Source organism: Streptomyces sp. NPDC002306, assembly GCF_053593435.1.
In genome coordinates, this window is record NZ_JBSFCK010000004.1 from 47,580 (window position 1) to 74,044 (window position 26,465).

At 71.2% G+C, this 26,465-nt stretch carries 21 protein-coding genes; 9 read left to right on the forward strand and 12 right to left on the reverse strand.

The window, feature by feature from the left end:
- Nucleotides 1–468: 468 nt before the first annotated feature.
- On the forward strand, nt 469–3,111 hold the full coding sequence (gene rph / locus ACWCQK_RS10430; protein ID WP_451154021.1) for a rifamycin-inactivating phosphotransferase: 2,643 nt from the start codon (nt 469–471) through the stop codon (nt 3,109–3,111).
- Between the two features lie 73 nt (nt 3,112–3,184).
- Here the strand turns inward: rph and ACWCQK_RS10435 are convergent, their stop codons facing one another.
- On the reverse strand, nt 3,185–4,183 hold the full coding sequence (locus ACWCQK_RS10435) for a LuxR family transcriptional regulator (protein ID WP_451154023.1): 999 nt from the start codon (nt 4,181–4,183) through the stop codon (nt 3,185–3,187).
- Nucleotides 4,184–4,587: 404 nt separating this feature from the next.
- Between ACWCQK_RS10435 and ACWCQK_RS10440 the strand changes: the two genes are divergently transcribed.
- A complete protein-coding gene (locus ACWCQK_RS10440; RefSeq protein WP_451154025.1) occupies nt 4,588–5,451 on the forward strand; it encodes an SCO6745 family protein in 864 nt (287 codons plus the stop codon).
- A 24-nt stretch (nt 5,452–5,475) separates the two neighbouring features.
- On the opposite strand, the gene ACWCQK_RS10445 is transcribed toward ACWCQK_RS10440, so the two are convergent.
- A complete protein-coding gene (locus tag ACWCQK_RS10445) occupies nt 5,476–5,874 on the reverse strand; it encodes an STAS domain-containing protein (RefSeq protein ID WP_451154027.1) in 399 nt (132 codons plus the stop codon).
- Nucleotides 5,875–6,049: 175 nt separating this feature from the next.
- On the opposite strand from ACWCQK_RS10445, the gene ACWCQK_RS10450 reads away from it, so the two are divergent.
- On the forward strand, nt 6,050–6,496 hold the full coding sequence (locus tag ACWCQK_RS10450; RefSeq protein ID WP_451154029.1) for an ATP-binding protein: 447 nt from the start codon (nt 6,050–6,052) through the stop codon (nt 6,494–6,496).
- Nucleotides 6,497–6,764: 268 nt separating this feature from the next.
- On the opposite strand, the gene ACWCQK_RS10455 is transcribed toward ACWCQK_RS10450, so the two are convergent.
- Nucleotides 6,765–6,926: a hydrophobic protein gene (locus ACWCQK_RS10455; RefSeq protein WP_451154031.1), complete on the reverse strand. Its 162-nt coding sequence runs from the start codon at nt 6,924–6,926 to the stop codon at nt 6,765–6,767.
- 218 nt (nt 6,927–7,144) lie between these two features.
- On the opposite strand from ACWCQK_RS10455, the gene ACWCQK_RS10460 reads away from it, so the two are divergent.
- Nucleotides 7,145–7,651 carry a hypothetical protein gene (locus tag ACWCQK_RS10460; protein WP_451154033.1) on the forward strand — a complete coding sequence of 169 codons (507 nt, stop codon included), beginning with the start codon at nt 7,145–7,147 and terminating at the stop codon, nt 7,649–7,651.
- A gap of 33 nt (nt 7,652–7,684) precedes the next feature.
- On the opposite strand, the gene ACWCQK_RS10465 is transcribed toward ACWCQK_RS10460, so the two are convergent.
- A complete protein-coding gene (locus ACWCQK_RS10465) occupies nt 7,685–8,284 on the reverse strand; it encodes a PepSY domain-containing protein (protein ID WP_451154035.1) in 600 nt (199 codons plus the stop codon).
- Nucleotides 8,285–8,430: 146 nt separating this feature from the next.
- Here ACWCQK_RS10465 and ACWCQK_RS10470 point away from each other — a divergent pair, with 146 nt between their 5' ends.
- Complete coding sequence (locus ACWCQK_RS10470) at nt 8,431–9,093, forward strand: response regulator transcription factor (RefSeq protein ID WP_451154037.1); 663 nt, start codon at nt 8,431–8,433, stop codon at nt 9,091–9,093.
- Nucleotides 9,090–10,901 carry a sensor histidine kinase gene (locus ACWCQK_RS10475; RefSeq protein WP_451154039.1) on the forward strand — a complete coding sequence of 604 codons (1,812 nt, stop codon included), beginning with the start codon at nt 9,090–9,092 and terminating at the stop codon, nt 10,899–10,901. Before ACWCQK_RS10470 ends, ACWCQK_RS10475 begins: the two co-directional genes overlap by 4 nt.
- A 29-nt stretch (nt 10,902–10,930) precedes the next feature.
- Here ACWCQK_RS10475 and ACWCQK_RS10480 read toward each other — a convergent pair whose 3' ends face one another.
- Together ACWCQK_RS10480 and ACWCQK_RS10485 are read right to left on the reverse strand one after the other, a co-directional pair.
- Complete coding sequence (locus tag ACWCQK_RS10480; protein WP_451154041.1) at nt 10,931–12,133, reverse strand: NAD(P)/FAD-dependent oxidoreductase; 1,203 nt, start codon at nt 12,131–12,133, stop codon at nt 10,931–10,933.
- A gap of 93 nt (nt 12,134–12,226) precedes the next feature.
- Nucleotides 12,227–13,171 (reverse strand): RNA polymerase sigma-70 factor, encoded by a 945-nt coding sequence (locus tag ACWCQK_RS10485; RefSeq protein ID WP_451154616.1) that lies wholly within the window; start codon nt 13,169–13,171, stop codon nt 12,227–12,229.
- 428 nt (nt 13,172–13,599) lie between these two features.
- On the opposite strand from ACWCQK_RS10485, the gene ACWCQK_RS10490 reads away from it, so the two are divergent.
- A complete protein-coding gene (locus ACWCQK_RS10490; protein ID WP_451154043.1) occupies nt 13,600–14,124 on the forward strand; it encodes an RICIN domain-containing protein in 525 nt (174 codons plus the stop codon).
- Nucleotides 14,125–14,291: 167 nt separating this feature from the next.
- Here ACWCQK_RS10490 and ACWCQK_RS10495 read toward each other — a convergent pair whose 3' ends face one another.
- The 5 genes from ACWCQK_RS10495 to ACWCQK_RS10515 form a co-directional block, all read right to left on the reverse strand.
- Nucleotides 14,292–15,323: an ABC transporter permease gene (locus ACWCQK_RS10495; RefSeq protein WP_451154045.1), complete on the reverse strand. Its 1,032-nt coding sequence runs from the start codon at nt 15,321–15,323 to the stop codon at nt 14,292–14,294.
- The gene (locus ACWCQK_RS10500) at nt 15,320–16,282 is read right to left on the reverse strand and encodes an ABC transporter permease (protein ID WP_451154047.1); all 963 of its coding nucleotides are present in this window, start codon (nt 16,280–16,282) and stop codon (nt 15,320–15,322) included. The genes ACWCQK_RS10495 and ACWCQK_RS10500 overlap by 4 nt, the downstream gene beginning before the upstream one ends.
- Complete coding sequence (locus ACWCQK_RS10505) at nt 16,275–17,792, reverse strand: sugar ABC transporter ATP-binding protein (protein WP_451154049.1); 1,518 nt, start codon at nt 17,790–17,792, stop codon at nt 16,275–16,277. The genes ACWCQK_RS10500 and ACWCQK_RS10505 overlap by 8 nt, the downstream gene beginning before the upstream one ends.
- A 1-nt stretch (nt 17,793) precedes the next feature.
- Complete coding sequence (locus ACWCQK_RS10510) at nt 17,794–18,891, reverse strand: ABC transporter substrate-binding protein (RefSeq protein WP_451154051.1); 1,098 nt, start codon at nt 18,889–18,891, stop codon at nt 17,794–17,796.
- A gap of 144 nt (nt 18,892–19,035) precedes the next feature.
- A complete protein-coding gene (locus ACWCQK_RS10515; protein ID WP_451154053.1) occupies nt 19,036–20,049 on the reverse strand; it encodes a LacI family DNA-binding transcriptional regulator in 1,014 nt (337 codons plus the stop codon).
- A gap of 159 nt (nt 20,050–20,208) precedes the next feature.
- On the opposite strand from ACWCQK_RS10515, the gene ACWCQK_RS10520 reads away from it, so the two are divergent.
- Nucleotides 20,209–22,812, forward strand: a complete 2,604-nt coding sequence (locus tag ACWCQK_RS10520; protein ID WP_451154055.1) for a PA14 domain-containing protein — start codon at nt 20,209–20,211, stop codon at nt 22,810–22,812.
- 311 nt (nt 22,813–23,123) lie between these two features.
- Nucleotides 23,124–25,508 carry a beta-L-arabinofuranosidase domain-containing protein gene (locus ACWCQK_RS10525; protein WP_451154057.1) on the forward strand — a complete coding sequence of 795 codons (2,385 nt, stop codon included), beginning with the start codon at nt 23,124–23,126 and terminating at the stop codon, nt 25,506–25,508.
- A gap of 339 nt (nt 25,509–25,847) precedes the next feature.
- Here ACWCQK_RS10525 and ACWCQK_RS10530 read toward each other — a convergent pair whose 3' ends face one another.
- The gene (locus ACWCQK_RS10530) at nt 25,848–26,390 is read right to left on the reverse strand and encodes a hypothetical protein (RefSeq protein WP_451154059.1); all 543 of its coding nucleotides are present in this window, start codon (nt 26,388–26,390) and stop codon (nt 25,848–25,850) included.
- Nucleotides 26,391–26,465 lie beyond the last annotated feature (75 nt).

Genomic DNA, 26,465 nt, shown 5'->3' on the forward strand with positions numbered 1-26,465 from the left:
CCTGAGGCGTATCGCGAAAGCCGCCCGATCGAGGCCGAATAAGAGAATGTGACGAGCCATCAATTCATCGGCGACACGTAATACGATGGGGCAAAACGGACATAAGGATCAGGCCTCGTCCGGTGACCTCGGCCGGGGTGCATCCGCGGCCGCTCGGCCATCCGCCTGGGCCGACGACGCGTGCCCGTACGCGACGCGCCATCGCTTCGCGAGAAGCGTGCCGGTTCCATGGGGCGGAAAAAGAGAAAGGCAAGGAGAGCCCTCTCCTTGCCGCTCCTAAGGTATAGCGCACCGGGGGGCTTGCGGCAAGGCCCGGGGGGTGGCGCAGAATCTCGACCCGTCGGCGGGAACGGGAAGACGGCCGGGGCTGAGGACGTACCCGGCAAAGAAGGTCGACAGAGTGGAAGGCGCCGGCGACGCGAGCGGCCGGCGCGGGCAACGGAGCACGGCCGCCTTGGAGGCAACGCAGTGACCGAGCAGTACGTTTTGGATCTTCAAGCGGTCGACGAGGGGCAGGGAGCGGTCGTCGGCGGCAAGGGCGCGCACCTCGGCGGGCTGTCGCGGATCGAGGGCATCCACGTGCCGGGCGGCTTTTGCGTCACGACGGACGCCTTCCGGCGGATCATGGCCGAAGGGCCGTCGATCGAGGATCAGCTCGATCGACTGTCGCGCTCGAGCCCGGACGACCGGGAGGCGATCCGGACGTTCAGCGCACAGATCCGCGCGACCATCGAGGGAATCGCCATCCCGGGCGACCTCGCGGCGGCGATCACCCGCGCGCTCTCCGAGTTCGACGAGCGAGCCGCCTACGCCGTCCGATCCAGCGCGACGGCCGAGGACCTGCCGACGGCCTCCTTCGCCGGCCAGCAGGACACGTACCTGAACGTCGTGGGGCCGACGGCGGTCCTCCGGCACGTCAGCCGGTGCTGGGCCTCACTGTTCACCGAACGGGCGGTGACCTACCGTCAGCGGAACGGCATCGACCACCGTACGGTCCACATGGCCGTGGTCGTGCAGCGGATGGCCTTCCCGCAGGCGGCCGGCGTCCTGTTCACGGCCGACCCCGTCACCGGCAACCGGAAGGTCGCCACCGTGGACGCCGGCTTCGGACTCGGCGAGGCCCTGGTCTCCGGCATGGTGAACCCGGACGTCTTCAAGGTGCGACACGGCGAAGTCGTCGCCAGGACGATCGCCGCCAAACAGCGCGCCGTGCACGCCGTGCCGACCGGCGGTACGCGGGAGGTGGCGATCGAGCCGCGACGGCAGGAGCAACCGGCACTGACGGACGCGCAGGTGGTGCGGCTCGTGGAGCTCGGCCGGCGGATCGAAGCACACTTCGGCCGTCCGCAGGACATCGAATGGTGCCTGGTCGACGACGGTTTCCAGATCGTGCAGAGCCGGCCCGTCACGACGCTGTTCCCCGTTCCCGCAGCCGGCGACCAGGAGAACCACGTCTACGTCTCCGTCGGCCATCAGCAGATGATGACGGACGCCATGAAGCCCCTGGGCCACTCCATGTGGCGGCTCACGGCCATGGTGCCCATGCACGAAGCGGGCGGCAGGCTGTTCGTCGACGTCACCCGGCGCCTGGCCTCCCCCGCGAGCCGCGCCGCGCTCCTGGACGTCATGGGGAAGGGCGATCCGCTGGTCAGGAACGCTCTGGAGACCGTCCTCGACCGCGAGGACTTCGTCCCGTCGGTCCCGGACGCGGCGAGTCCCGGGGGGCCACAGGGATCGGCCGCCGGGGGGCCGCCGGTCGACGGTGCGTCCGTCCCGGTCGAGGCCGATCCGGCCATCGTCGGCGAGCTGATCGAGCGCAGCCAGGTGTCCGTCGCCGCCCTGGAGCGCGACATCCGGACGAAGACCGGACCGGCGCTGTTCGACTTCCTGCTGGATGCCTTCGAGGAGCACAAGCGAGTCCTCGGTGATCCGCTGAACATGCGGGCGATCATGGCGGGGATGGAAGCCACCTGGTGGCTCAACGACAAGCTGCGGGAGTGGCTGGGCGAGAAGAACGCGGCGGACACGCTCACGCTGTCCGCCCCCGACAACATCACGTCCGAGATGGGACTGGCGCTGCTCGACGTCGCGGACGTGATCCGCCCGCGCTCGGAGGTGGTGGCGTTCCTGCGGGGCGTCGAGCACGTCGAGCACATCGAGTACGAGGACTTCCTGGACGAGCTCGCGAAGCTCGCGGGCGGCACCGAGGCGCGCGACGCCATCGAGGCCTACCTCGACCGGTACGGCATGCGGTGCGTCGGCGAGATCGACATCACGAGGCCACGGTGGCGCGAGCGCCCCGGCACACTCGTGCCCGTGATCCTCGACAACGTCAGGAACTTCGAGCCGGGCGCCGCCGAGCGACGCTTCGAGCAGGGGCGGCGGAAGGCGCGGGAGAAGGAACAGGACGTGCTGTCACGCTTGCGGGCCCTGCCGGACGGGGAAGGCAGGGCCGACGCGACCAAGCGGATGATCGACCAGGTCAGGGCCTTCATCGGGTACCGGGAGTACCCGAAGTACGGCATCGTGAGCCGCTACTTCGTCTACAAGCGGGCCCTGCTGGAGGAGGCCGAGCGCCTCGTGCGGGCCGGCGTGCTCGCTGAGAAGGAGGACGTCTTCCACCTCACGTTCCAGGAGTTCCACGACGTCGTGCGCTCGCGACAGGTGGACGACCAGCTCATCCAGCGGCGCAAGGAGGCGTTCCGGGCGTACCGCGCGCTCACCCCGCCCCGGGTGCTCACATCGGAGGGTGAGGCCGTCACGGGAGCGTACCGGCGCGACGACGTACCCGCCGGCGCCCTGACCGGTCTACCGGTTTCCGCCGGGACCGTCGAAGGCAGGGCCCGCGTCATCCTCGACATGGCGGAGGCCGACCTCGAAGCGGGCGACATCCTGGTCACGACCTTCACGGACCCCAGCTGGTCACCGCTGTTCGTCGGCATCGCGGGCCTGGTGACGGAGGTGGGCGGCCTGATGACCCATGGCGCGGTGATCGCCCGGGAGTACGGCCTGCCTGCCGTCGTGGGCGTGGAGCGGGCCACCCGGCTGATCCGGGACGGGCAGCGGATCCGCGTGCACGGCACCGACGGGTACGTCGAGATCCTGTCCTGACCGCCACGCCGAGAAGGCGCGTCCGTCGCCGCCGTCCGGAGGCGACGCCGAGCGGGTGACGCCCTCCGAGCGCTCAGACCCAGTTTCGGCGCGCCGCGGCGACGCCCGCGCCGAAACGGCTGGTCGTTCCCAGTTCCGCGTAGAGATCCTGGATGCGCCTGCGCAGCGTCCTCGACGAGATTCCGAACTGGCGGGCGATCGCCTCGTCCTTGACTCCGGCCGCGAACAACGCGAGGAGATTCCGCTCCTCGTCGGTGGGGTCGCGGTCCTCGTCCAGGGCACGGGCCGGCAGCGGCACCTGCTCGCCCGGCCCCGGCGTGCCCGCCAGTGGGGACGCGGCCGACCAGTAGCGCTCGAAGAGTTCCGCGAGTGCCTCCAGCAGCGGGGGCGCCTCGGTGTAGAGGCACTCGTTGTCGCCGTCGGACAGACTCAGGGACACCATCGCGGCCGAACGGTCGGCCATGGCCAGCTTGATCGGCAGCGTCGGTGTGATCCTGGCCTCCTCGCCGCGCGACACCAGGCTGCCGATCTCCTGCCGGCTGCCGTCCGCGACGAAGCTGGCCGCCGCGTAGACGGCGCGCACCCGGACACCTCGTCCCACCGCCGCCTCGTCGAGCGGACTGTTGGGGGCCAGCAGGAACGGAGGACGGTCCAAGGCGCGGATCTCGGCGCGCGCGGCCTGCTTCAACCGGTAGTAGCGGTCGCCGACCGCCTCCGGACCGCTGATCACAAGGGTCCCATGGCCGCCGTTCCTGGCCCTTTTCGCGGTGTCGAAGATCGCGCCGAGGGGACCCGCCGCGTCGCGCACGGAGGCCAGTTGCCGTTCGCGTGACTCCACCAGCGCCCGCAGCGCGTGCCGGGGGTCCACGGTGAGGAACTCCCCCGACGTGCGACGGCTGACCAGCCCGAACCGGTGCAACCGTTCGAGCAGTGCCAGCCCTTTGGGGTAGGTCACTCCGAGCGCCGCCATCACGTCGTCGACGGTCCCGCCACCGCGGGCCAGCAGGTGGCGGTAGGCCTGCTCCGCCTCCGCGTCCACCCCGACCAGATCCAGCGGCGCAGCTTCTCCCATCAGAACCCTCCAAGTCACCGACCGCCGCCTGCGAGGGTCGGTCAAGAAGGTAACAAGCCACTCCGTCGGCGATCGCGGCCGCCCTCACCTGGGGTGGCCTGGTGCGACGGGCAAGGCCGCCGCCCTGGGCCGCCCGCGACGCGCTACCGGCCGACGACCCGCTCCGCCCGCGGCCCCTCGGGTCCCCGGGTGACGTCGCAGTCGGCCTTGGCGTCCTCTGCCGGAACCCTGAAGCCGGTGGTCCGCGTCCGAGGCGACCTGGTCGACAGACGCCTCCGCGGGCGGCCTCAGGTGCGCGGGGCGACCGCCGGACCCGGCCGCGTGACGGGCCGCCCGCCCGAGCCCGTCCGGCTCCGTGGCGGCACCCGCCACCCCGGTGCGGGCCGTCTGCGAGACTGACACGCGTGGACACGGCATTCGCCCGTACGGTCTGGCGGGTCTTGGAACCCCTGCACGCGGTGACGTACTTCGCCGCCGAGAGTCGCGAGGCCCTCCGCCGGGTCGGTTTGCGCGGCTTCTGGACGGGCTACTTCGCGGGCCGGGCGGCGCCGTTGGGAGCGGTCACGGCAGGGGTGGTGGAGGCGGCCTTCTTCAACTTCCACCCCGCCATGGTGCGACGCGCCATCCCCGAAGCGTGGGCATACGCCACGCCGGAGGCGGTGCTCGGCGCCCGCGCCGGAGCGGCCACCGCGGCACTGCGCCGCGTGGCGCCGGCGACGGAGCGGGTGACGGCAGACCTCGTCCCGTTGCTGGCGCGGACCGTCGCCGCCGCGGACGGCTCGGGGCGACCCCTGTTCGCCGCCAACCGCGGCCTGCCCGCGCCCGACGACCCGGTCACCGCCCTCTGGCAGGCCGCCACGGCACTGCGCGAGCACCGCGGTGACGGCCACGTCGCCGTGCTGACCGCCGAGGGCCTGGACGGCTGCGAGGCCCACGTCCTCTTCGCCGTGAGCGAGAACGTGCCCGCGGCGACCCTGCGGGACAACCGCGGCTGGTCCGAGGACGACTGGCAGGCGGCCGTGGACCGGCTCACCGGGCGCGGCCTGCTGGAGAACAGCGCACGCCTCACCGCCGAGGGCCGCGCCCTGCGTGCCCACATCGAGGCCCGCACCGACGACCTCGCCGTCCGGCCCTACCGCGCCCTGACCCGGACCGAGGCCGCCCGGGTGCTTCGCCTGCTCGCCCCGCCGGCCGACCAGATCCTGGCCTCCGGCACCATCCCCTTCCCCAACCCCATGGGCCTTCCGCCGCGTCACGCGGGAACGTAGCCACCGCCCCGAGGGGCGGCGCGGTCACGCCGTGCCGGGAGGCGCGGTGTCGCAGTCCGCCGCGTCGGCGAGGGCGTCGTCGAGGGTGGGATAGACCGGCATGACGGAGTCGAGGCCCACGAGTTCGAGCGTGCGCAGGACGGCGCTGCGGGCGGCCGCCAGGCGTAGCCAGCCCGGCTCGGGGAGAGCCCGGTGCGCGGTGATGAGGACGTTGATGCCGCTGGAGTCCATGAAGGTGACGTCGCCGAGGTCGACCACGATGCAGGGTCGGGGCACCGGGGCGGTCGGGGGCAGGGCGGCCTGGAGAGCGGGGGCGGCCTGGAAGTCCACCTCGCCGTGAGGGGTGACGACCGTGACGCCCTCGGTGGTGTGGCGGTCGACCGACAGCCCACCGTGCCCCGTCGTGTTCGGGATGTCTGCCACAGTTATGCCTCTGCCGCCCTCGGTCACGGTCTGCTCGGTGCTTGTCTGTCACTGCCCAGCCATCCTAGGGCTGACGCCTGTCACTGGCCTTTGCACAGAAAGTCTGTGCGAGAGTGTGGAAGGGTGCGGCGGGGGTATCGGTGCGCTGGGGCAACACGGAGGGGCAGTGGTGTGGATGGACCCCGACAGGGTCATGGAGGGTTCTTCCGGACCGGGTCCCGACCCTGTCGAATTCACCGCGGCCCTCGAGAACGACAGCAGCTCGATCGCCGAAGCACGTCGTCTCACGGTCGACTTCCTCACCCGGCTGCGGACCGAGCACGGCATCGCGGTCACCGCGCGGGCCATGGACCTGGCGCAGCTCGTGGTGAGCGAACTCGTCACCAACGCCTACAAGTACGCGCACGGCCCGGCGCTGCTCTGCCTGCGTCTGGTGGACGCCGTCGTGGAGATCGAGGTCTGGGACAGCGACCCGGTACTTCCCGCCGCCCGAGCGGCGGATCCCGGGCGGATCGGCCAGCACGGCCTGGAGATCGTCATGGCCGTCGTCGAGAAGTTCACCGCACGCCAGGAGACTGTCGGCAAACGCCTTACGGCCACCCTCCCCCTCCTGCTCGCCTGACGCCGGGCCCGGCCTCGACGGTGTCCCGCGTCGCCGCCCATCCGATCGCAGGCCGGGGTGGCCGCCGATCGGTGGAGGCAACCGATTCCCGACTGCGTCACGGCACCACCCCGGTTGCCTTTCGCGTACCCGGAAGCGGCAAAATCATCGGGCTGCGGCGGGAAAAGGAATCCGCCGTCGCATTCCGGTTTTCCGTGGATACGACGGCGGGGCCCACCCCGAGGAAAGGGGTGGGCCCGGATTGCCGGATATCCCGACGAGGGTGCCGCTACCAGCGGTACCAGCGACCGGTACCGCCCCTCGGGCGGGCGACGAACCCCACCAGCCACAGCACCAGCACGGCGATCGCGACCCACCAGAGAATCTTGACCGCGAAACCGGCGCCGAACAGAATGACCGCGAGCAGAAGAACGAGAAGCAGGGGAACCATAGTTATCAACCTCCGAGCAACCGTGTGCCCCTGGTCCGCTCTTCCATGCCGTCGGGTGTGGATTTCCTCCGTTCATTCATTTCGGCAACTCACCTGTCGAGGGGCGTTGGTTCCGGGCTGTGCCTGAACATGGCCGAGTAACTCAGTGGGGCAGTTGAGCGGGTGGTCGGTCGCTGGTGCCTTTCCGCGCCGGGCGGCCTCCCCATAAGGTCCCGTCCATGGACTGGTTGGCCCCGCTGAACACACTGACCGGTGCCGCGATCGGCGTCGGTTCCACCCTGCTCGCCGACCGGCTTCGCTGGCGCCGTGACCGTGCGGCACTCAACCAGGACACGCGTCGGCAGGCGTACGCGGCGTTCATGGGAGCGCTGTCGGACGCGTACACGCGGCTGCACGAGACGGCGCGCGACGGTCGCCCGGCGGAGGACGCACGGACCGCGGCCCATGAGGTGTTCGTGGCCAGCAACGTGTACCCGCTGCGCTACGAACTCGCGTTGATCGCTCCATGGGAGGTGATGGACCCCACCAATCAGGCCTTCTGGAAGGTCCGTGACCTCCGCGACCTCGTCTCGACGGGGGTCACCACGCGCGACCCGGAGTTCCGCCGCCGAACGCGCGACTATCTCGCGGCGACCGAGGAAGCACAGGTCGCCATGCGTCGGGACCTCGGCACGTCCTGGCCACGACGCGATCAGGAACCTGGCGCGCCCGTGGGCGATGCCTGAGGCAGCCGGCCGGCTCCGACGCTCGATCCGATCTCAGGACCGATCGTCGCCGCCGTGGCCCTCGCGACCCCGGTCACGGCCACGGCCGTTGTCGTCACCGCCGTGGTGCTCACCGCCGTGGTGCTCACCTACGTGGTCATCCTCCCCTTCGGCGTGCACGCCGTGGTCGTCCCCCGACTGGTCGTCCTGTCCACGGGTTTCGCGGCCTCGGTCGTCTCCCCCGGTGTGCCCACGGTGATCGTCTCCCGGGAGGTCGTCACCACCGCGCCGGTCCACGGTGACGGCGCCCGTGCGGGCGTCGACACGGAGTTCGCGGCGGACCTGGTCGGCGCCGACGATGTACACCTCCCAGTAGCCCGGGTGGTCGTCGTCGAGGTCGACCTTGACGACGGTACCCGGGTACGTCTTCCGCGCGGCGGCCGCCGCCTGGGCGGCGGTGAGCAGCGATCCCGACGCCGAGGGCGCCGCCGTCACCGACGATCCCGAGGGCGAGGGTGACGCCGTCACCGCCGGCCGATCCTCGAGGCCGCCGCCGTGCCGGTCGCCGCCCCCCGAGGCGAGCGCCGAGTAACTCCCGCCACCGATGATGACGGCGGCGCCGAAAGCGGTGGCGATGACTGCGGTGCGCTTCATGATGAGCCTCCCCGGCCCGGCAGTCGCCCGGCCTGTGTCGGATCCTTGTCCTGGCTGTTCGGTGACCCCAATGTGCGCGGGGGAAGCTGAAGGGGACCTGAAGCCACCTGAAGACTCCTTCAGGTTCCGTTTGGGAGGCTGGACACATGCGCCTGTTGATCGTGGAGGACGAGAAGCGGCTCGCGCTCTCGCTGGCGAAGGGCCTGCGGGCCGAGGGCTTCGCCGTGGACGTCGTCCACGACGGGAACGAGGGGCTCCACCGGGCCGCCGAGGGCGTCCACGACCTGGTGCTGCTCGACATCATGCTGCCGGGTCTCAACGGCTACCGCGTCTGCGCGGCTCTGCGCGCCGCCGGCCACGACGTGCCGATCCTGATGCTCACGGCCAAGGACGGCGAGTACGACGAGGCGGAGGGCCTGGACACCGGGGCCGACGACTACCTGACGAAGCCGTTCTCGTACGTCGTGCTGGTGGCGCGCGTGAAGGCGCTGCTGCGCCGGCGCGGCACAGCGGGCGCGTCACCGGTACTGCGCGTCGGGGGGCTCGTCGTCGACAGGGCAGCCCGCCGGGTGTGCCGGGACGAGGAGGAAGTCGCGCTCACCGCGAAGGAGTTCGCCGTACTCGAACAGCTCGCGACACGGGCCGGACAGGTGGTCGGCAAGCCCGAGATCCTCGAGCACGTCTGGGACTTCGCCTACGACGGCGACCCGAACATCGTCGAGGTCTATGTCAGCACGCTGCGCCGGAAACTCGGCACGGAGACGATCCAGACCGTGCGCGGCGCCGGCTACCGGATGGTGACTCCGTGAGGCGGCGGCTGCTGGGCTCCGTGAAGGCCACGATGGTCCTGGGGGCGACCGCCGTGGTGAGCGTCGCGCTGGTGGCCGCCGGGCTCGCGGTGCTGATGTCGCTGCACACCAACCTCACCCAGCAGGCGCAGAACCAGGCCAACGAGACGGCCCGCAGAATCGCCCTCGGCGTCGCCACCTGGCCCGGTGGCGGCACCCGGCTGCCGCTGCCGGAAGGGGCGCGGACAGGGGTTCCGGTGCAGGTGACGGACGAGGACGGCAGGCTGCTGGCGGTGGGCCGGGGGCTGCAGAGCATCAGCGGCACCGGGGTGAGTGCCGTGCGTGTGCCGTCTGTTCCCGCTGCCCCCGCTTCCTCGCCCGCCCCCACCTCACCTCCCCGGCCCATGTCCGCGTCCGGGGGCCCGAACCCACGTCCCTCCCCCATGGCCGACCGGGACGACGAGAGGGCCGACGACGACAGCGGGCATGGCGGGGGCGGGAGCCGGGACCGCGCGAGCGACGACAGCGGAACGGACGACGGAGGCTCGGACGACGGAGGCTCGGGCGCCCACGGAACAGACGACAGCGGAACGGACGACAGCGGTTCGGACAGCCACGGTTCACACGGCAGCGGCTCCGACGACCACGGTTCGGACGACGGCGCGACGCCCCGCACGGACGACCCGGCCATCGGCACCATCGGCGACACCGTCCAGGAGAGCTCCGGGCGCGCGGTGGTCGACGGGCACAGTGCCCCGTACCGCTTCGCCACCATCAAGGCCACCGATCTCGGCGGCCGAACCGTGCTCGTCCACGCGGGCGCCTCGCTGGCGGCGCGCGAGAGTGCCGTCCGCAGCACCGGGACGGCGATGCTGGCGGGACTGCCGCTGGTGCTGCTGGTCGTCGGCGGCGTCACCTGGCTGGTGACGCGGCGCGCGCTCGCCCCGGTGGAGGGCATCCGGCGGGAGATGGCGGCCATCACCGCCTCCGAGGACCTCTCCCGCCGGGTGCCGGAGCCCGCCTCCCACGACGAGGTGGCCCGCCTGGCCCACACCACCAACGAGACGCTCACCGCGCTGGAGGCCGCCGTGGACCGCCAGCGCCGTTTCGTCGCCGACGCCTCCCACGAACTGCGCAGCCCCATCGCCTCGTTGCGCACCCAACTCGAGGTCGGCTCGGCCCACCCGCACCTGCTGGACGTACCCGGAGCGGTCAAGGACACCGAGCGGCTGCAGCACCTCGCGGCCGACCTGTTGCTGCTCGCCCGGCTCGACGCCGGGCAGCGGCCCGCGCAGGGGCGGGTCGACCTGGCCGAGCTGGTCCGCGAGGAGGTGGAGCGCCGTCCCGCCGACCGCACGCCCGTGTCCGTCGACGCCGACGCCTGCGAAGGCGAAGGCGCTGGCGCTGGCGCTGGCGCTGGCGAAGGATGCGAAGTGGCCGGCTCTCGCCACCAGTTGGCCCGGGTGATCGGCAATCTCCTCGACAACGCGCAACGGCACGCGCGCACCGCCGTGGCCGTACGCGTACAACGGCGGGGCGACCGCGTCGTGCTCACCGTCGCGGACGACGGCGACGGCATACCGGCCACCGAACGAGAACGGGTCTTCCAGCGGTTCGTACGCCTGGACGACGCGCGCACCCGGGACGACGGCGGCGCGGGCCTCGGTCTGGCCATCGCCCGCGACATCGCACGCCGCCACGACGGTTCGCTCACCGCCGGCGAGGCGCCCTCGGGCGGCGCGCTCTTCGAACTCCGCCTCCCGTACGCGCCGCCGAGCGAGCCCGCCAAGAACCGGCCCAAGAGCCCGCCAGGACCTCCGAACCGGTGACGAAGCCACGAGCGATGACGTCCTGTCGATCATTGCGGCCGATCCGCGGTGGCAGCCGCCACCCGGTGGTCCGGCTCCGCCGTCACGCGGCGACGCCGAGTCGGGATCCCGAGGGTCGGATTGGCGACGCTCCAGGCCGCGCCTTTGCAGATCAGTTCCTTGTAGACGGCGGCGAGCCGTCCGGTGAGGGCCGCCCGGACGGCGCGGTCGTCGGCGGTCACGTACTGGATCAGACCCTCCTTGCGGCCCAGCGAGACGCACTGGTTGAAGTAGCGCAGCGGCGCGTTCGGGAGCTTCCCGCCGGTCAGGCGGGCCGCGATGGAGTCGGCAGCCTGCCAGGCCATGGGAGTGCCCGAGGCGCACGACATCCGCAGCGGTTTGTCGCCGGGGCCCATCGCCATGGCGGCGTCCCCGACGGCGTACACGTCGGGATGCGAGATCGAGCGCATGGACCCGTCGACCACGATCCGGCCGGTGTCGGTGACCTCCAGGGTGGTGGCCCGCGCGATCGGGTGTACCGCGAAGCCGGTGGTCCACACGGTGACCGCGGCCGCGATGGACGTGCCGTCCGCGGTGACGACGCGGTCGGCCTCGACCGCCGTGACGGTGGCGTGCTCGTGCACGGTGATGCCGAGCCTGTCGACGACCTCGCGCAGGTGCCGTCGGCCCTTGGGCGAGAGCCAGTCGCCGAGCTCGCCCCGGACCGCGAGGGCCACGTCGAGGTCCGGTCGGCCCTCGGCGAGTTCGGTCGCGAACTCCAGGCCGGTGAGGCCGCCGCCGACCACCGTCACGGGCCGGCCGGCGTCCAGGTGGGCGAGGCGTTCGCGCAGCCTGAGCGCTCCGGGGCGAGCGGCGATGTCGTGGGCGTGCTCGGTGGTGCCGGGGACGCCCTGGTCGTTCCAGCCGCTGCCGAGGGCGTAGACGAGGGTGTCGTACGCCAGCTCCTCGGCACCGTTCGCGCCGGTGACGGCGACGCTCCTGTGGTCGACGTCGACGCCGGTGACCTTCGCGAGCCTCAGTTGGACGCCGGTGTCCGCGAACATCTCCCTGAACGGGCGGGACTTGAGGTCCTGGCCGACCGCGAGCTGATGCATCCGGACGCGCTCGACGAAGTCGGGTTCGGCGTTCACGAGAGTGATGGCGACCTCTTCGCGGCGCAGCCGCTTGGCGAGGCGTCCGGCGGCGATGGCTCCGGCGTATCCGGCTCCGAGCACGACGATTCGGTGCTGCATTTCCTGGCTCCTGTCTTGAGCGGATTCGCCACCTGAACCGGGCGGCCCGCCGTTTCCTGACAGGAACGTGGTGTGAAGCACCTCACATCGAGGTCAGAAGAGCTGGAGCAGCGGTTCGCCGTGGTCGTCGGCCGCCCATCGCCGGTTCGCGCGTTCGAGCTTGTCGGGGTTGACCTGGTTGCGGAACGCGGCGATGCCCTCGGTGGTGATGTCCAGGCACATGACACCGATGACCCGGCCGTCGACGACCGCCACGATGGCGGGGTCGCCGTTGGCCGTCGTGGCGTAGACCTCGGGTGAGCCGCCGGCCAGCGTGCGCTTGGCCTGGCTGGGCTTGAACAGACCTCGCATGAACTTCGCGACCGCGAGGGCGCCCTCGAACGCCTTGGCGCGGGCCGGGACCTTCCCGCCGCCGTCGCCGACCGCGACGGCGTCCTGGGTGAGCAGCCGCACGAGCAGTTCGGTCCGGCCACTGGTGGCGGCCGTGAGGAACTCGTCGATGATCCTCCGGGCGGCGGCCTCGTCGACCTCGGTGCGGGCCTTGCCTTCCGCGACATGCTTCTTGGCACGGTGGAAGATCTGCTGGCAGGCGGCCTCGCCGATGTCGAGGATCTCGGCGATCTCCCGGTGCGGGTAGCCGAACGCCTCCCGCAGCACGTACACCGCCCGCTCGTTGGGGGTGAGGCGCTCCAGGACGGCGAGGACCGCGTACGAGACCGATTCGCGCTGTTCGGCGGTGTCGGCCGGGCCGAGCATCGGGTCGCCGGCGAGCAACGGCTCGGGCAGCCACTGGCCGACGTAGGTCTCACGCCGCGCGCGGGCCGAAGTGAGCTGGTTGAGGCAGAGGTTGGTGAGTACCTTCGTCAGCCAGGCCTCGGGGACCTCGATGTGGTCGACGTCGGCGGCCTGCCAGCGCAGGAACGTCTCCTGCGCGGCGTCCTCGGCCTCGCTCGCCGAGCCGAGGAGGCGGTAGGCGATGGCCTCCAGACGGGGCCTGGACGCCTCGAACCGGTCCACGTCCTTCACGGTCAGGGCCATGCCCTGGATCCTAGCCCCGGGCCGGTTCGCCTCGTCACCGACGGCCGCCGCCTCCGGCACGGCCCGCGTGGTCGGCACGCGCGGACAGTGATCGTCCCGGCCCCCGCCGTCCCGACCCCCGCCGTCCCGACCCCGGCCGTCCCGGCCCCGCGCCGGGCGGGCTCGGCCGTCCCGGCCACGCACCACCCCTGCGCCTACGTGGAGACGCGTCCGCACCACGTTCCCGGCGACCGGGTACGGCGGAGCGGATGTCGACCGCCCCCCGGCTGCGACCCGGCCCCCGACCGGTACGCGGGATCGTTTCTGCTGGTCAGAAGGCCGTACGGTCACTCAACTGGCGGATCCGGAGCCGCCGCCGCCCCCGCTACGTTCGCCTGCGGGGCCCGCACGGGGCAGGCCCGGACATCGGATCGGATGCGGGAGCACCTATGCGGACATCACTGGTAGCCACGACGCTCGCCCTCGGACTGGCCGCCGTCATGGCGACCTCGGCGGAAGGCGCTTCGATCGCCGTCCCACCGAGCGGCCCGACCAAACTGCAGAGTCTGAACTCCGCGAAATGCGCCGATGTCGAGGCGTGGTCGAAGGACGACGGCGCCGCGGTCCACCAGTGGAGCTGCCGACTCGACAACGACACGAACCAGAAGTGGACGTTCCAGCCCCGAGGCTCCGGCTACTGGCGGCTGGTCAACCTCAACAGCAAGAAGTGCCTCGACATCGAGGGGCCTTCGTATGCCGACGGAGCCAAGATCCACCAGTGGGCGTGCCACGGCGGTGCGAGCCAGGACTGGCGGATCCAGGAGGCGGGCGGGGAGTGGTTCAAGCTCGTCAGCCGGTACAGCGGCAAGTGCGTGGACGTCGAGGCGTGGTCGAAGGACGACGGTGCCAAGATCCACCAGTGGAGCTGCCGCGACTCCGATGACGCCAACCAGAAGTGGCGCTTCGTCAGCTGACCGGCGCGCCGAGAGCCCCCACCGCGTACCAGCGTGCCGGGCGCGTCAGCGGCCGCCGGACACTACCTGGTCCCCCACGTCGCCCCGGCCGGACACCGCACGGCCGGGGGGTCCCGCGTCGTCGCCGGCCGGTCCCCTCGACCGGTCGGCGACGACAGCTCCACCGGTCACAGAACCCTTCGTCGGCGGCCCAGCCAGGTCTGCGCGACGACCACCACGGCCAGGAAGGCGCCGCTGACGACCTGTTGGTAGGCCGAGTCGAGCGAGCCGATCTGGTTGATGACGTTCTGGATGACCTTCAGCAGCAGCACCCCCACGAGGGAGCCGCTGATGAAACCGAATCCACCGCTCAGCAGGGTGCCGCCGATGACCACCGCCGAGATCGCCTCCAGTTCCATCCCGGTGCCGAGGATGGTCACGCCGGACGCCAGCCAGGCCGCGTTGAGCGCGCCGGCGAGCCCGGCGCACAGCCCGGAGAGCGTGTAGACCGTGATCTTCGTACGGGCCACCGGCGCGCCCATCAGGGCTCCGGCGTCCTCGTTGCCGCCGACCGCGTACACGTACTGTCCGAACCGGCTCCGCCGCAGCACGACCGCGCCCAGCACGAACAGCGCCACGGTGATCCACACGGGTGTCCCGATGCCGATCAACGAGCCTTGGCCCAGGGTCGCGAAGAACGAGTCCTTGTCGACCAGATACGTCGTCGAGCCCTCGTCGGTGATCGCCAGAAGGAGTCCCCGGGCGCCCAGCATGGCGGCCAGGGTGACGATGAACGGGGCCAGCCGGACCCGCGCGATCAGCAGCCCGTTGACGAGTCCGATCAGCCCGCACACGGCGAGCGGGAGCAGGAGGGCGACGACGGTCCCGTACCGCGATCCCCAGGCCGCGAGCACCCCGCCCAGGGCGAACGACGAGCCCACCGACAGGTCGATCCCGCCGGTGACGATCACGAAGGTCATGCCGAGCGCGACCACGGCGAGGAACGCCGAGGACAGCGCCATGTTCTCCAGGTTGTCGCCGGTCAGGAACGTGTCGAAACTCAGTGACGCCATGGTCATGGCGATCACCAGGGTCACCAGCGCGCCGTGCTGCTGGGCCAGGGCGCTGAGCCGTTCGGAGCGGCTCGCGCGCGGGGGCTCGTCCTGGATCCGGCCGGTGGTCGGGAGCGGCACGCCGGCCTCCTCGGTGTGCGCGGTCATCGCCTGCCTCGTTCCCGGGCCGCGTAGACGGCGAGGACGATCACCACGGCCTGGGCGATCTGGGTCCACGACGGCGGCAGATCGTGCTTGATGAGGGTGGTGGTGAGCAACTGGATGAGTACGGCGCCCGCGACGGTCCCGCCGATGCGCACCCGCCCACCACTGAGCGGGGTGCCGCCGACGACCACGGCGGTGATGGCGGAGAGTTCCATCAGGTTGCCGAGCGAGGTGGGGTCGCTCGCGGTCAGGCGTGCGGTGGCGAGGATGCCCGCGATGGCGGCGAGCGCGCCGGAACAGACGTAGACCACCACGAGCACCCTGTTGACCGGCAGTCCGGCGAGCCGGGCGGCCGGCCGGCTGTCGCCGATGGCCAGCACCTGGCGTCCGAAGGTGCTGCGGCGCATCACGAACGCCACCAGCAGCGCGAGCGCGACGGCGATCAGGACCAGGTACGGCACGCCCAGCACGTCCCCGGAGCCGAGCGCCGCCATGCCGGGATCGCGTACGTCCTTGAGCTGGGGGAGCAGTACCAGGGCCAGTCCGCGTCCCGCGACCATCAGGGCGAGTGTGGCGACGATGGGCTGGACACCCACGAACGCGATGAGCGCACCGTTGGCCACGCCGACCACGATCCCGCCGACCACCGCGATCAGCGCGGCGATCCACGGCCCGTAGCCGAGGTACAGGGACAGCAGCGAGGTGGACAGGGCCATCACCGAGCCGACCGACAGGTCGACGCCCTCGGTGCCGATCGCCAGGGCCATGCCCAGCGCGACGACGAGGACCGGGGCGACCTGGACGGCCTGGGTGCGGAAGTTCTCCGTGGACAGGAAGTACGGCGTGAAGGCGAAGTTGAACAGCAGCAGGACCGCGACGCCCGCGTAGACGCCGTACTCCTGCGACAGGCGCAGCAGTCGCGCGCGGTCCAGCGAGCCGCGCGCGAGTGCGAGGTCAGTCATCGTGTCCTCCAGCGGGTACGGCCGCGATGGCGCGCATCAGGCCGTCCTCGGTGACGCCGTCGCCGGTCAGTTCGCGGACCACGACGCCCTCCTTGAGGACGATCACACGGTCGCTGCCCTCGATCAGTTCCTCGGGGTCGGAGGAGATCAGCAGGACCGCGAGTCCGTCGTCGGCGAGTTCGTCGATGAGTGCCTGCACCTCCGCCTTGGCGCCGACGTCGATGCCGCGCGTCGGCTCGTCCAGCAACAGCACCTTGGGATGCAGCGCCAGCCAGCGGGCCAGCAGCACCTTCTGCTGGTTGCCGCCGGACAGCTCGCCGACCTTCTGGTGGGGGCCCGCCGCCTTGATGCGCAGCCGCTTCATGAAGGTCTCGACGATCCGGTCGATGCGGGAGTCGTCGACGAGGCCGAAACGGGACAGCGCGGGCAGCGCGGCGAGCGCGATGTTCTCGCGCACCGACAGGCCCGGCACGATGCCCTCGGCCTTGCGGTCCTCCGGGAGCAGGCTGATGCCGGCGCGGATCGCGGCGGCGGTGGAGCCGGTGCGTACCGGGGTTCCGGCGACGACCACCCGGCCCGCGTCGGTGGGCAGTGCCCCGGCGATGGCCTTCGCCGTCTCGCTGCGGCCCGAGCCGAGCAGCCCGCCGAGCCCGACGACCTCGCCGGGCCGCACCGTGAGCGAGACGTCCCGCAATCGGTGACGGACCGTCAGTCCTTGCGCTCGCAGGACGGGTTCGGACGCCGTGTCGTGCGAGCCGGAGAACTTCGTCAGGCCCTCCGCGCGCACCTCACCGATCTCCCGGCCGAGCATCATGGCCACCAGCCGCAGCCGGTCGAGGCCGGCCAGCGGGCCGGTGTGCACCACGCGTCCGTCACGCAGCACGGTGACGGCGTCGCAGATCTCGTACAGCTCGTCCATGCGGTGGCTCACGTAGATGACCGCGACGCCGCGCTCGCGCAGCATGCGGATCACCCCGAACAGGGTGGCCACCTCCCGTGGTTCGAGCGACGAGGTCGGCTCGTCCATGATGACGACCCGGGCGTCGACGGCCACAGCCCGGGCGAGCGCGACCATCTGCTGTGCTCCGACGCCGAGTTCACGCAGCGGACGGCGCACGTCGACCCGGATGCCGAGCCGGCGCAGGGCCTCGTCGGCCTCGCGGTGCATGCGCCGGAAGTCGATCAGGCCCAGTCGGCCGCGCGGTTCACGGCCGAGGAAGAGGTTGCGGGCCACACTCATCAGGGGGACGAGGTTGACCTCCTGATAGATGGTGGAGATACCCGCCTGCTGGGCCTGGAGCGGGGTGGCGAAGCGCACCGGCGCGCCGTCGTACGACACCTCGCCCGCGTCGGGCCGGTACACCCCGGTGAGCACCTTGATGAGCGTCGACTTGCCGGCGCCGTTCTCGCCGACGAGTGCGTGCACCTGCCCGGCGTGCGCGGTGAAGTCCACGTCGGACAGCGCGCGCACGCCGGGGAAGGACTTGGACAGCCGGGTCACCGAGAGCACGTCAGTAGGCCTTGCCCAGGTCCGCCTGGGCGTTGCTCTTGGCGTAGGAGCTGTCCTGGATGACGATGTCCTGGCCGACCTTCTCGCCCTTGGTGAAGGTGTCGAGGGTCTGGAAGGCGAGCGGCCCGAAGCGCGGGTTGGACTCGACGACGCCGTAGATCCAGCCGTCCACGATGCCCTGCACGGCGTTGCGGGTGCCGTCGATGGTCACGATCTTCACATCGCCGGGCTTCTTGCCCGCGCCCTTGAGCGCGTTGACGGCGCCGAGGCCCATCTCGTCGTTCTCGGCGTAGATCCCCGTGATGCCGGGCTTGGACTGGATCAGGTTCTCGGTGACCGACTGGCCCTTCTCGCGGGCGAACTCGCCGGTCTGCCGGAACACGATCTTCAGGCCGGGCGCCTTCTCCTTGATCCGGTCCTCGAAGCCCTTGGTGCGCTCGGTCGTCACGTTGTTGCCCGCGGCGCCGAGCAGGATGGCGACCTCGCCCTTGCCGCCGGTCGCCTCGATCATCTGGTCCGCGGCCCGCTGGCCCTGTTGCACGAAGTCGGAGCCGATGAAGCTCACGTAGTCCTTGCAGGCGGTCGCGTTGATCTTGCGGTCGATCGTCACGATCGGGATGTGCTTGGCGGCCGCGGCGCGCAGCACCGGCTCCCAGCCGTCGGAGTTCAGCGGCGCGATGACCAGCAGGTCGGCGCCCTTGGCGATGAGATCCTGGACGTCGGTGATCTGCTTGGAGAACTGCGACTGCGCGTTGGCGGTGAGCAGTTCGACGCCCCGCGTCCGCGCCTCGGCCTTGATGGACGCGGTCTCCGCGATCCGGAAGGGGTTGGCCTCCTTCTCGGACTGGGAGAAGCCGACGGTGGCGCTCTTCAGGTCGAGCTTCTCGCCGCCGTAGGCGTCGATGGTGCAGGTCGGTCCGGAGCCGGTGCTCGGTGTGGCGACCACCTGCCCGGCGCCGTCCGGCTCGGAGGCGGCGGGCTTCTTGTCCGAGTCGCCCTCGGACTTGGTGCATCCGGTCACGAGCGCCAGGCTCGTCACGAGGCCTGCTGCGAGGAGGTGTCGGGCGGAGATGCGACGGACAACTGCGGTGGGCTTCATGGGAGTCCCCCAAACACGGCGGCCCCGGCGCGTGAGAGCGCTCTCGGGGAGGCTGGCTCTTGCGGTCAACTCGGTCTGCACGTCGTTCCGGTGAGGTTTTTACATCGTTGGAAGGAGGCTGTAAACCCTTCCGTCCGAAACCCGTCAGCGGCGCCCCAGCGTGCTCTCCCGCTCCACCAGCCTGAATTCCGCGGTCAGTTCACGTCCACCGGGCACTTCGCGCCCCGACAGACTGCGCAGCAGCGAGGCGACGGCCATCCGGGCGATGGCCTGTTTGTCCGGCGAGACCGTGGTCAGGGTGACGGCTCCGAAGCGCCCCTCCGCGAGGTCGTCGAAACCCACCACCGCCACGTCCCAGGGCACTCGCAGACCCCGCTCGTGCAGCACCCGCATCGCTCCGATCGCGATCAGGTCGTTGAACGCGAACACGGCGTCCGGGCGCACCCCCGAGTCGAGCAGCTCGGCCATCGCGCGCGCCCCGTCGTCCCGGTCCCAGCCGCCCACCGGCACCACCAGGCTGTCCGGCGCGGGCACCCCGGCCGCCGCGAGCTCCTGGCGCCAGCCGGCCAGCCGGAGGTGGGCGGGCCGGTTCGCGGAGTCGGTGCGCGCGCCGAGATAGGCGATCCGGGTCCGGCCGCGGCCCAGCAGATGGCGGACCGCGCACCGGGCCGCCGCCACGTTGTCGATCGCGATGTGGTCGTAGGGCACGTCGTACTCCCGCTCACCGAGCAGCACCAACGGCACGTCGTCGGAGCGGCCTTGCAGATCCTCGGACTCCAGCTCCAGCGGGCTGAGGATCAGCCCGTCGATCACCCGGGCCCGGAAACCCTGGCTGACCAGGATCTCCTGGCCCCGCTCGCCGCTCGTGTGGTCGAGCAGCACGGTGAAGTCGTGCTCGGCGGCCGCGTCGATCACGGCGCCGGCGAGCTCGGCGAAGTACGGGTTGCCGAGCTCGGGAACGGCCAGCGCGATGATCCCCGTACGCCCCTTGCGCAGATGCCGCGCGGTCAGGTTGGGACGGTAGCCGAGCTCGTCGATGGCCGACTGCACCCGGGCCCGCATCGCCGGAGTGACGTGCGGATAGTTGTTCACAACGTTGGACACGGTCTTGATCGAAACGCCCGCGCGTTCCGCCACGTCCTTCAGGCTGACCCGCAAGGGATCTCCTCAGCGTCGATGGGTGGCCCGTCCCCGGAGCCTTTTGTCATGCCCCTGGACAGCGGCCGGGAGCCGTGCTCTCATGCCAACTGCCGTTCCTTCCAACGTTGTACAGACTGAAGCAACGAGCCGCCACCCTTCCTCAGCCAAGGAGGATCCGTGCGCATCAGACCCCTCACACAGCGCCTCGCCCTGCTGCTCGCCGCGGCACTGGGAGCCGCGGGACTCGCCGCGACACCCGCCGTCGGCGTGGCCGACGACCCCGTCGCGGTCCACGGGCTCAAGGGCGAGTACTACACGCAGTCGGCCCCCGGCGCCTTCGACTTCCACGAGCTCAAGGCGACCGGATTCGACCCGAGACTCGACTTCGACACCCTGGAGCCGCGCCTGAACTTCGCCACCGGACAGTCGGACGACGTCAGCGTCCGCTGGACCGGCAAGATCGTGCCCGAGAAGACCGGCCCCACCACCTTCTCGATCATCGGGGACAACGGCTTCCGTCTCTGGGTCGGCGACACCCTGGTCATCGACCACTGGGTGGACGACTGGGACCGTGAACAGACCGGACAGCCGGTCGAGTTGACCGCGGGGCAGGCCTACGACATCAAGATCGAGTACTTCGAGCACTACGGAGGCTCCAACCTCCACCTGCGCTGGACACCGCCCGGCGGCGCCAAGACCGCCGTCCCGCAGTCCGCGTTGCGGCTGCCCGACGGCTTCGACTACGACGGAGCCGTCTCCACCACCGTCGGCACGGACGGCCGCACGCTCCGGCTCGACTTCGCGCAGGCCCTCTCCGCTCCCCCGGCGGGTCTGACCGACCACCTCGACGCCGTGATCGGCGGCGCCACCTGGCCGCTCGGCACGGCCCGCCTCGACCCCGCCGACCCCAAGTCGCTCCTGATCGCGCTCAAGGAGCCCGTCGTCGGCAACAAGACCGGCACGGCACCGGGGCTCGCCGACGTCCGCTACGACGGCGCAGGCGGCCTGACCGGCAAGGACGGCAACGTTGTCAAGGCCTTCTGGAGCAGCGGCGCCAACACGTCCACCTACGAGCTGCGCACCAAGTGGGCCGACAAGGTCTCGCCCGGCAACGCCCACCCGGAGTACCCGCGGCCGCAGTTGACCCGGGACTCCTGGCAGAACCTGAACGGCTCCTGGCAGTTCGCCGCTGCCGAGGCCGGGGAGCGGCCGCCGGTGGGCAGGAACCTCGGTGAGAAGATCCTCGTCCCCTACCCCGTCGAGTCACAGCTGTCCGGCATCGAACGGCACGAGGACCGCATGTGGTACCGGCGTACCTTCACCGTCCCGGCCGGCTGGAAGATCGGTTCCGGCAAGCGTCTGGAGCTGAACTTCGGCGCGGTCGACTGGCAGGCCGAGGTGTACGTCAACGGCACGAAGGTCGCCGACCACAAGGGCGGCTACGACAAGTTCGGCGCGGACATCACCGATGCCCTCAAGCCCGGCCGCACCCAGGAACTGATCGTCGGCGTCTACGACCCGACGGACGCCGCCGACGGCGAGAACCCGCCGATGGGCAAGCAGCGCCTGGACCCGAGCGGCATCTGGTACACCCCGTCCTCCGGTATCTGGCAGACCGTGTGGATGGAGCCGGTGGCCGCCGACCACGTCGACACGCTCAAGCTCACCCCGGACGTGGACGCGGGCACCGTGACGATCGAACCGCGGGGCGTCCGGGACGGCCTGCCCGTCACGGCCACCGCGTACGCCGGAAAGCGCAGGGTCGGCACGGTCACCGGCCGCAGCGGCGGCGCCCTGACCCTGCGGATCCCGAACGCCCACCTGTGGTCGCCCGACGACCCCTTCCTGTACGACCTGAAGGTGAGCGTCGGCGGTGACCGCGTCGGCAGCTACTTCGGGATGCGGTCGATCGCGGTCGAGAAGGTGAACGGCGTGCCGCGCACCGTGCTCAACGGAGAGCCGGTCTTCATGATGGCCACGCTCGACCAGGGCTTCTGGCCGGACGGCCTGCACACCGCGCCGACCGACGAGGCGCTCGCCTACGACCTGAAGATGCACAAGAACATGGGCTTCAACTCGGTCCGCAAGCACATCAAGGTGGAACCCGACCGCTGGTTCTACTGGGCCGACCGGCTGGGCCTGCTGGTGTGGCAGGACATGCCGGCGATGGCGGCGGGGGTGAACCCGAGCACCGCGGCCCGCGCCGAGTACGAGCGCGAGATGAAGCAGGTGATCGACGAGCACAGCAGCAGCCCGTCGATCGTCATGTGGGTCACCTTCAACGAGGGGTGGGGCCAGTACGACATGGCCCGCATCGCCGACCAGGCCAAGGCCTGGGACCCGACCCGGCTGGTCAACAGCATGTCGGGCCTCAACCTGGGGGCCGACGGCGGCACCGGCGACATCATGGACGAGCACGGCTATCCGAGCCCGGCGCTGCCGCCCCACCCGGACGGCGAACGGGCCCTGGTCGCCGGTGAGTACGGCGGTCTGGGGCTCGCGGTCCCGGGTCACGCCTGGTCGGTGCAGCAGTCGTACGTGGACGTCGATCCCTCGACCTACACGGACGACTACCTCAAGAAGCTGGCCGAGGTGCACGCGCTCGCCTGCCGGGGCGGCAACGGCGCCGTCTACACGCAGATCTCGGACGTCGAGGGCGAGCTCAACGGCCTGCTGACGTACGACCGCAAGGTCGTCAAGCCCGATGTCGAGCGGCTCGGCGCGGCGCAGCGCGCGCTGGTCGACGACGCCTCACGGGCGACGCCCGCCGGGTGCGTCTGAGCTCGTGACGGCTCTCGGCGGACGCCTCCCCGCCACCCGCCGAGAGCCGTGCGCTCGACCAGCCCGATCCGCGCACATGGTGCGGTCCGTCCATCCGCTCGCTCGCTCGCTGGGCGTCGGACGGGCGGACCGCACCCCCACCGGGGCCAGGTGACCCGCGCACGGGGATGGCCCCCGATACCCCCACCTCACGGCCGCACCAGCCCGACAACGGCAGGTCCGGCCTGCCAAGGGACCCCGGTTCCGACAAGGCTCCCGTACCCGACTCCCCCACTCCCCCCGCTCCCCCCACCCCCGACAGGAGAAGCCGTATGCCTCTCGCCCGGCGACACTTCCTGCAGAGCGGCTGCCTGGCCGTCGGTTCTCTGGCCGTCGGCGCCCTGCTCCCGGCGGCACCCGCCGCCGCGGCGGACGGCCTCGCCCCCGACGCCTTCACCCGGCTGCCGCCCGGCAGCATCACCGCCCGGGGCTGGCTCGCCGGCCAGCTGCGGATGCAGCTCACCGGCCTGTGCGGCCGTTACGCGGAGCGCTCCCACTTCCTCGACCTCGCGACCAGCGGCTGGGTGCACCCCGACCGCGACGGCTGGGAGGAACTCCCCTACTGGCTGCGGGGATACGTCCCCCTCGCCATCGCCACCCGCGACACCGCCGCCCTCGACCAGGCACGCCGCTGGATCGACGCCGTGCTCGCCACCCAGCAGTCCGACGGCTTCTTCGGACCGCGGGCCCTTCGCACGTCACTGAACGGCGGTCCCGACTTCTGGCCCTTCCTTCCGCTGCTCCAGGCGCTGCGCACCTACGAGGAGTACGCGCACGACGGGCGGATCGTGCCCTTCCTCAGCCGGTTCCTGCGCTTCATGAACGCCCAGGGCACCGGCGCGTTCGACACGAGCTGGGTGTCCCTTCGCTGGGGCGACGGCATGGACGTCGCGCTGTGGCTGTACCGCCGCACCGGGGAGACCTTCCTCCTCGACCTCGTCGACAAGATGCACGACTGGGGCGCCGACTGGACCGGCCCCCTGCCCAGCCCGCACAACGTCAACATCGCGCAGGGTTTCCGCGAGCCGGCCCAGTACGCCCAGCGCTCCGGCTCCACCGACCTGACCAGGGCGACCTACCGTACCTACGAGCAAGTCCTGGGCGGTTACGGTCAGTTCCCCGGCGGCGGGATCGCCGGTGACGAGAACATCAGGCCGGGCTTCGGCGACCCGCGGCAGGGCTTCGAGACCTGCGGCATCGTCGAGTTCATGGCCAGCCACGAACTGCTGACCCGGATCACCGGCGACCCCGTGTGGGCCGACCGCTGCGAGGAGCTGGCGTTCAACCTGCTGCCCGCGTCCCTCGACCCCGACGGCACGGGGGTGCACTACATCACCAGCGCCAACAGCGTGGACCTCGACGATCTCCGCAAGACCCAGGGGCAGTTCCAGAACGGCTTCGCCATGCAGTCCTTCCAGCCCGGCGTCGACCAGTACCGCTGCTGCCCGCACAACTACGGCATGGGCTGGCCCTACTTCAGCGAGGAGCTGTGGCTGGCCACGCCGGACGGCGGACTGGCCGCCGCGATGTACGCGCCCAGCCGTGTCCGGACGACCGTGGCGGGCACGACGGTCACCGTCACCGAGGACACGGACTATCCGTTCGACGAGACCGTCACCCTGACCGTGTCCACCCCGCGTCCCGTGGCGTTCCCCCTCCTGCTGCGGGTGCCGGGCTGGTGCACGACGCCCCGGCTACAGGTCGCCGGCCAGTCCGTCGACGCCCCGGCCGGCCCGGCGTTCGTACGCGTCGAACGCACCTGGCAGGACGGCGACCGCGTCACGCTGAGCCTGCCGCAGCGCACCACACTCCGTACCTGGCACGCCAACCGCGACGCGGTGAGCGTCGAACACGGCCCGCTCACCTACGCGTTGCGGATCGGCGAGCAGTACGTCCGCTACGCGGGCGACGACACGTTCCCCGAGTACGCGGTCCACGCGACGACACCCTGGAACTACGGCCTGGTACCGGGCACGTCCCCCGTGCCGCACCGCGCCCCCGGCCCGCTCGCGGCCAACCCGTTCACCCACGCGACCACGCCGATCACCCTCACCGCCGAGGCGCGCCGGGTCACCGAATGGGTCGCCGACGACGAGCACGTGATCGCTCCTCTCCAGCAGAGCCCGGCACGGGCGACCGGCGCCGTGGAGCGCGTGACGCTGGTCCCGATGGGCGCGGCGAGGCTGCGGATCACCTCCTTCCCGACGGCCGCCCCGGACGGCAGGCCGTGGGTGCCGGAGCCGCGGTTCCGGCGCGTTCTCAACAAACACAGCGGAAAAGTGCTCGGGGTCGACGGGATGTCCACGGCGAACAGCGCGCGCGTCGTGCAGTTCGACGACAACGGAACGGGGGACCACGCGTGGCAGCTGATCGACAAGGGCGACGGCTGGTTCCTGGTGCGCAACGGGCAGAGCGGCAAGGTCATGGGCGTGGACGGGATGTCGACCCAGAACAGCGCCCTCGTCGTCCAGTACGAGGACAACGGGACCGACGATCACCTGTGGACCCGGGTCGACCGGGGCGAGGGCTGGTTCCTGCTGCGCAACCGGCACAGCGGGAAGGTCCTCGGCGTCGACGGGATGTCCACCCAGAACAGCGCCCAGGTCGTGCAGTTCGACGACAACGGGACCGACGACCATCTGTGGCGCCTGCTCTGAGCGGGCTCCGCCCCTCCGACGCCCAGGCGGCCTCGACACCGTCCGCCCCGGGCCGGCCGCATCCAAATGGGTCACATCGCCGCGCATCACCGAACCCACCCCGGCACGACCGGCGTTACACAGGATCCCACCCGTCACAGGAAAGGCCTCCGATGCACCGCACCAAGCTCCTCGCCGTCTGTGCCCTGATCACCGCCGCAGCCACCGGGTTCCTCGCCACCACAGCCCTCCGCAATCGCTGACCCTCCCCTCGTCCGCTCTCCGCTCCGGGGACGGGCTGCCTGCCCGCATCACGAGACACGGCGCGCAGCCCACCCCGGAACCGTGGCGGTCAGCGCGCTAGCGATGGTCGAGGACGGGGACGTCGGGCGCGAAGTGGGCGACGGCGGTGACGAGCCGGACCTCGTCGAGTCGCCATCCCGTCATCGGCCGGGACGCGATGGCGACGTCGGCCGGCACCGGGACCATGTGCTCGACGACGGCACGGCGTCTGGGGCCGTCGCCGGGAAGCGGCGGAGCATGCTCACGACGGCTGACCCCGACGTAGAAGACGGAGGCGCTGCGCACCCTCTGGCGCCAGAGCACGACAGCCGTGATGTCATGCCAGGGCACATGAGCGGTGGTGCCCGCGTACCGGGCCGGGCTGCCGCCGAGCAGCACGCCTGTCTCGTCCACCCTGAAGGCGACCTTGCGGCTCAGCGCCACGAACGCCATGAACACCCCGCCCCCGCCGAACAGGAGCAGGCCCAGTACCCGCATGAGCGGCGGCGTGTCGGAGACGAGCAGGACCGCGGTGAAGCCGGCACCCACCGCCACGATTCCCGTCGTCCTGAGGTTCCAGCCGTACCGCACCTCGTACACGGGTGAGTTGTCGTCGACCATGTCTGGATCATGGTGGCGATCGTGTCTTCGGGAAAGCCCTTTTAGGAACCGCTTAACCTTCGATGACCTGCGCGA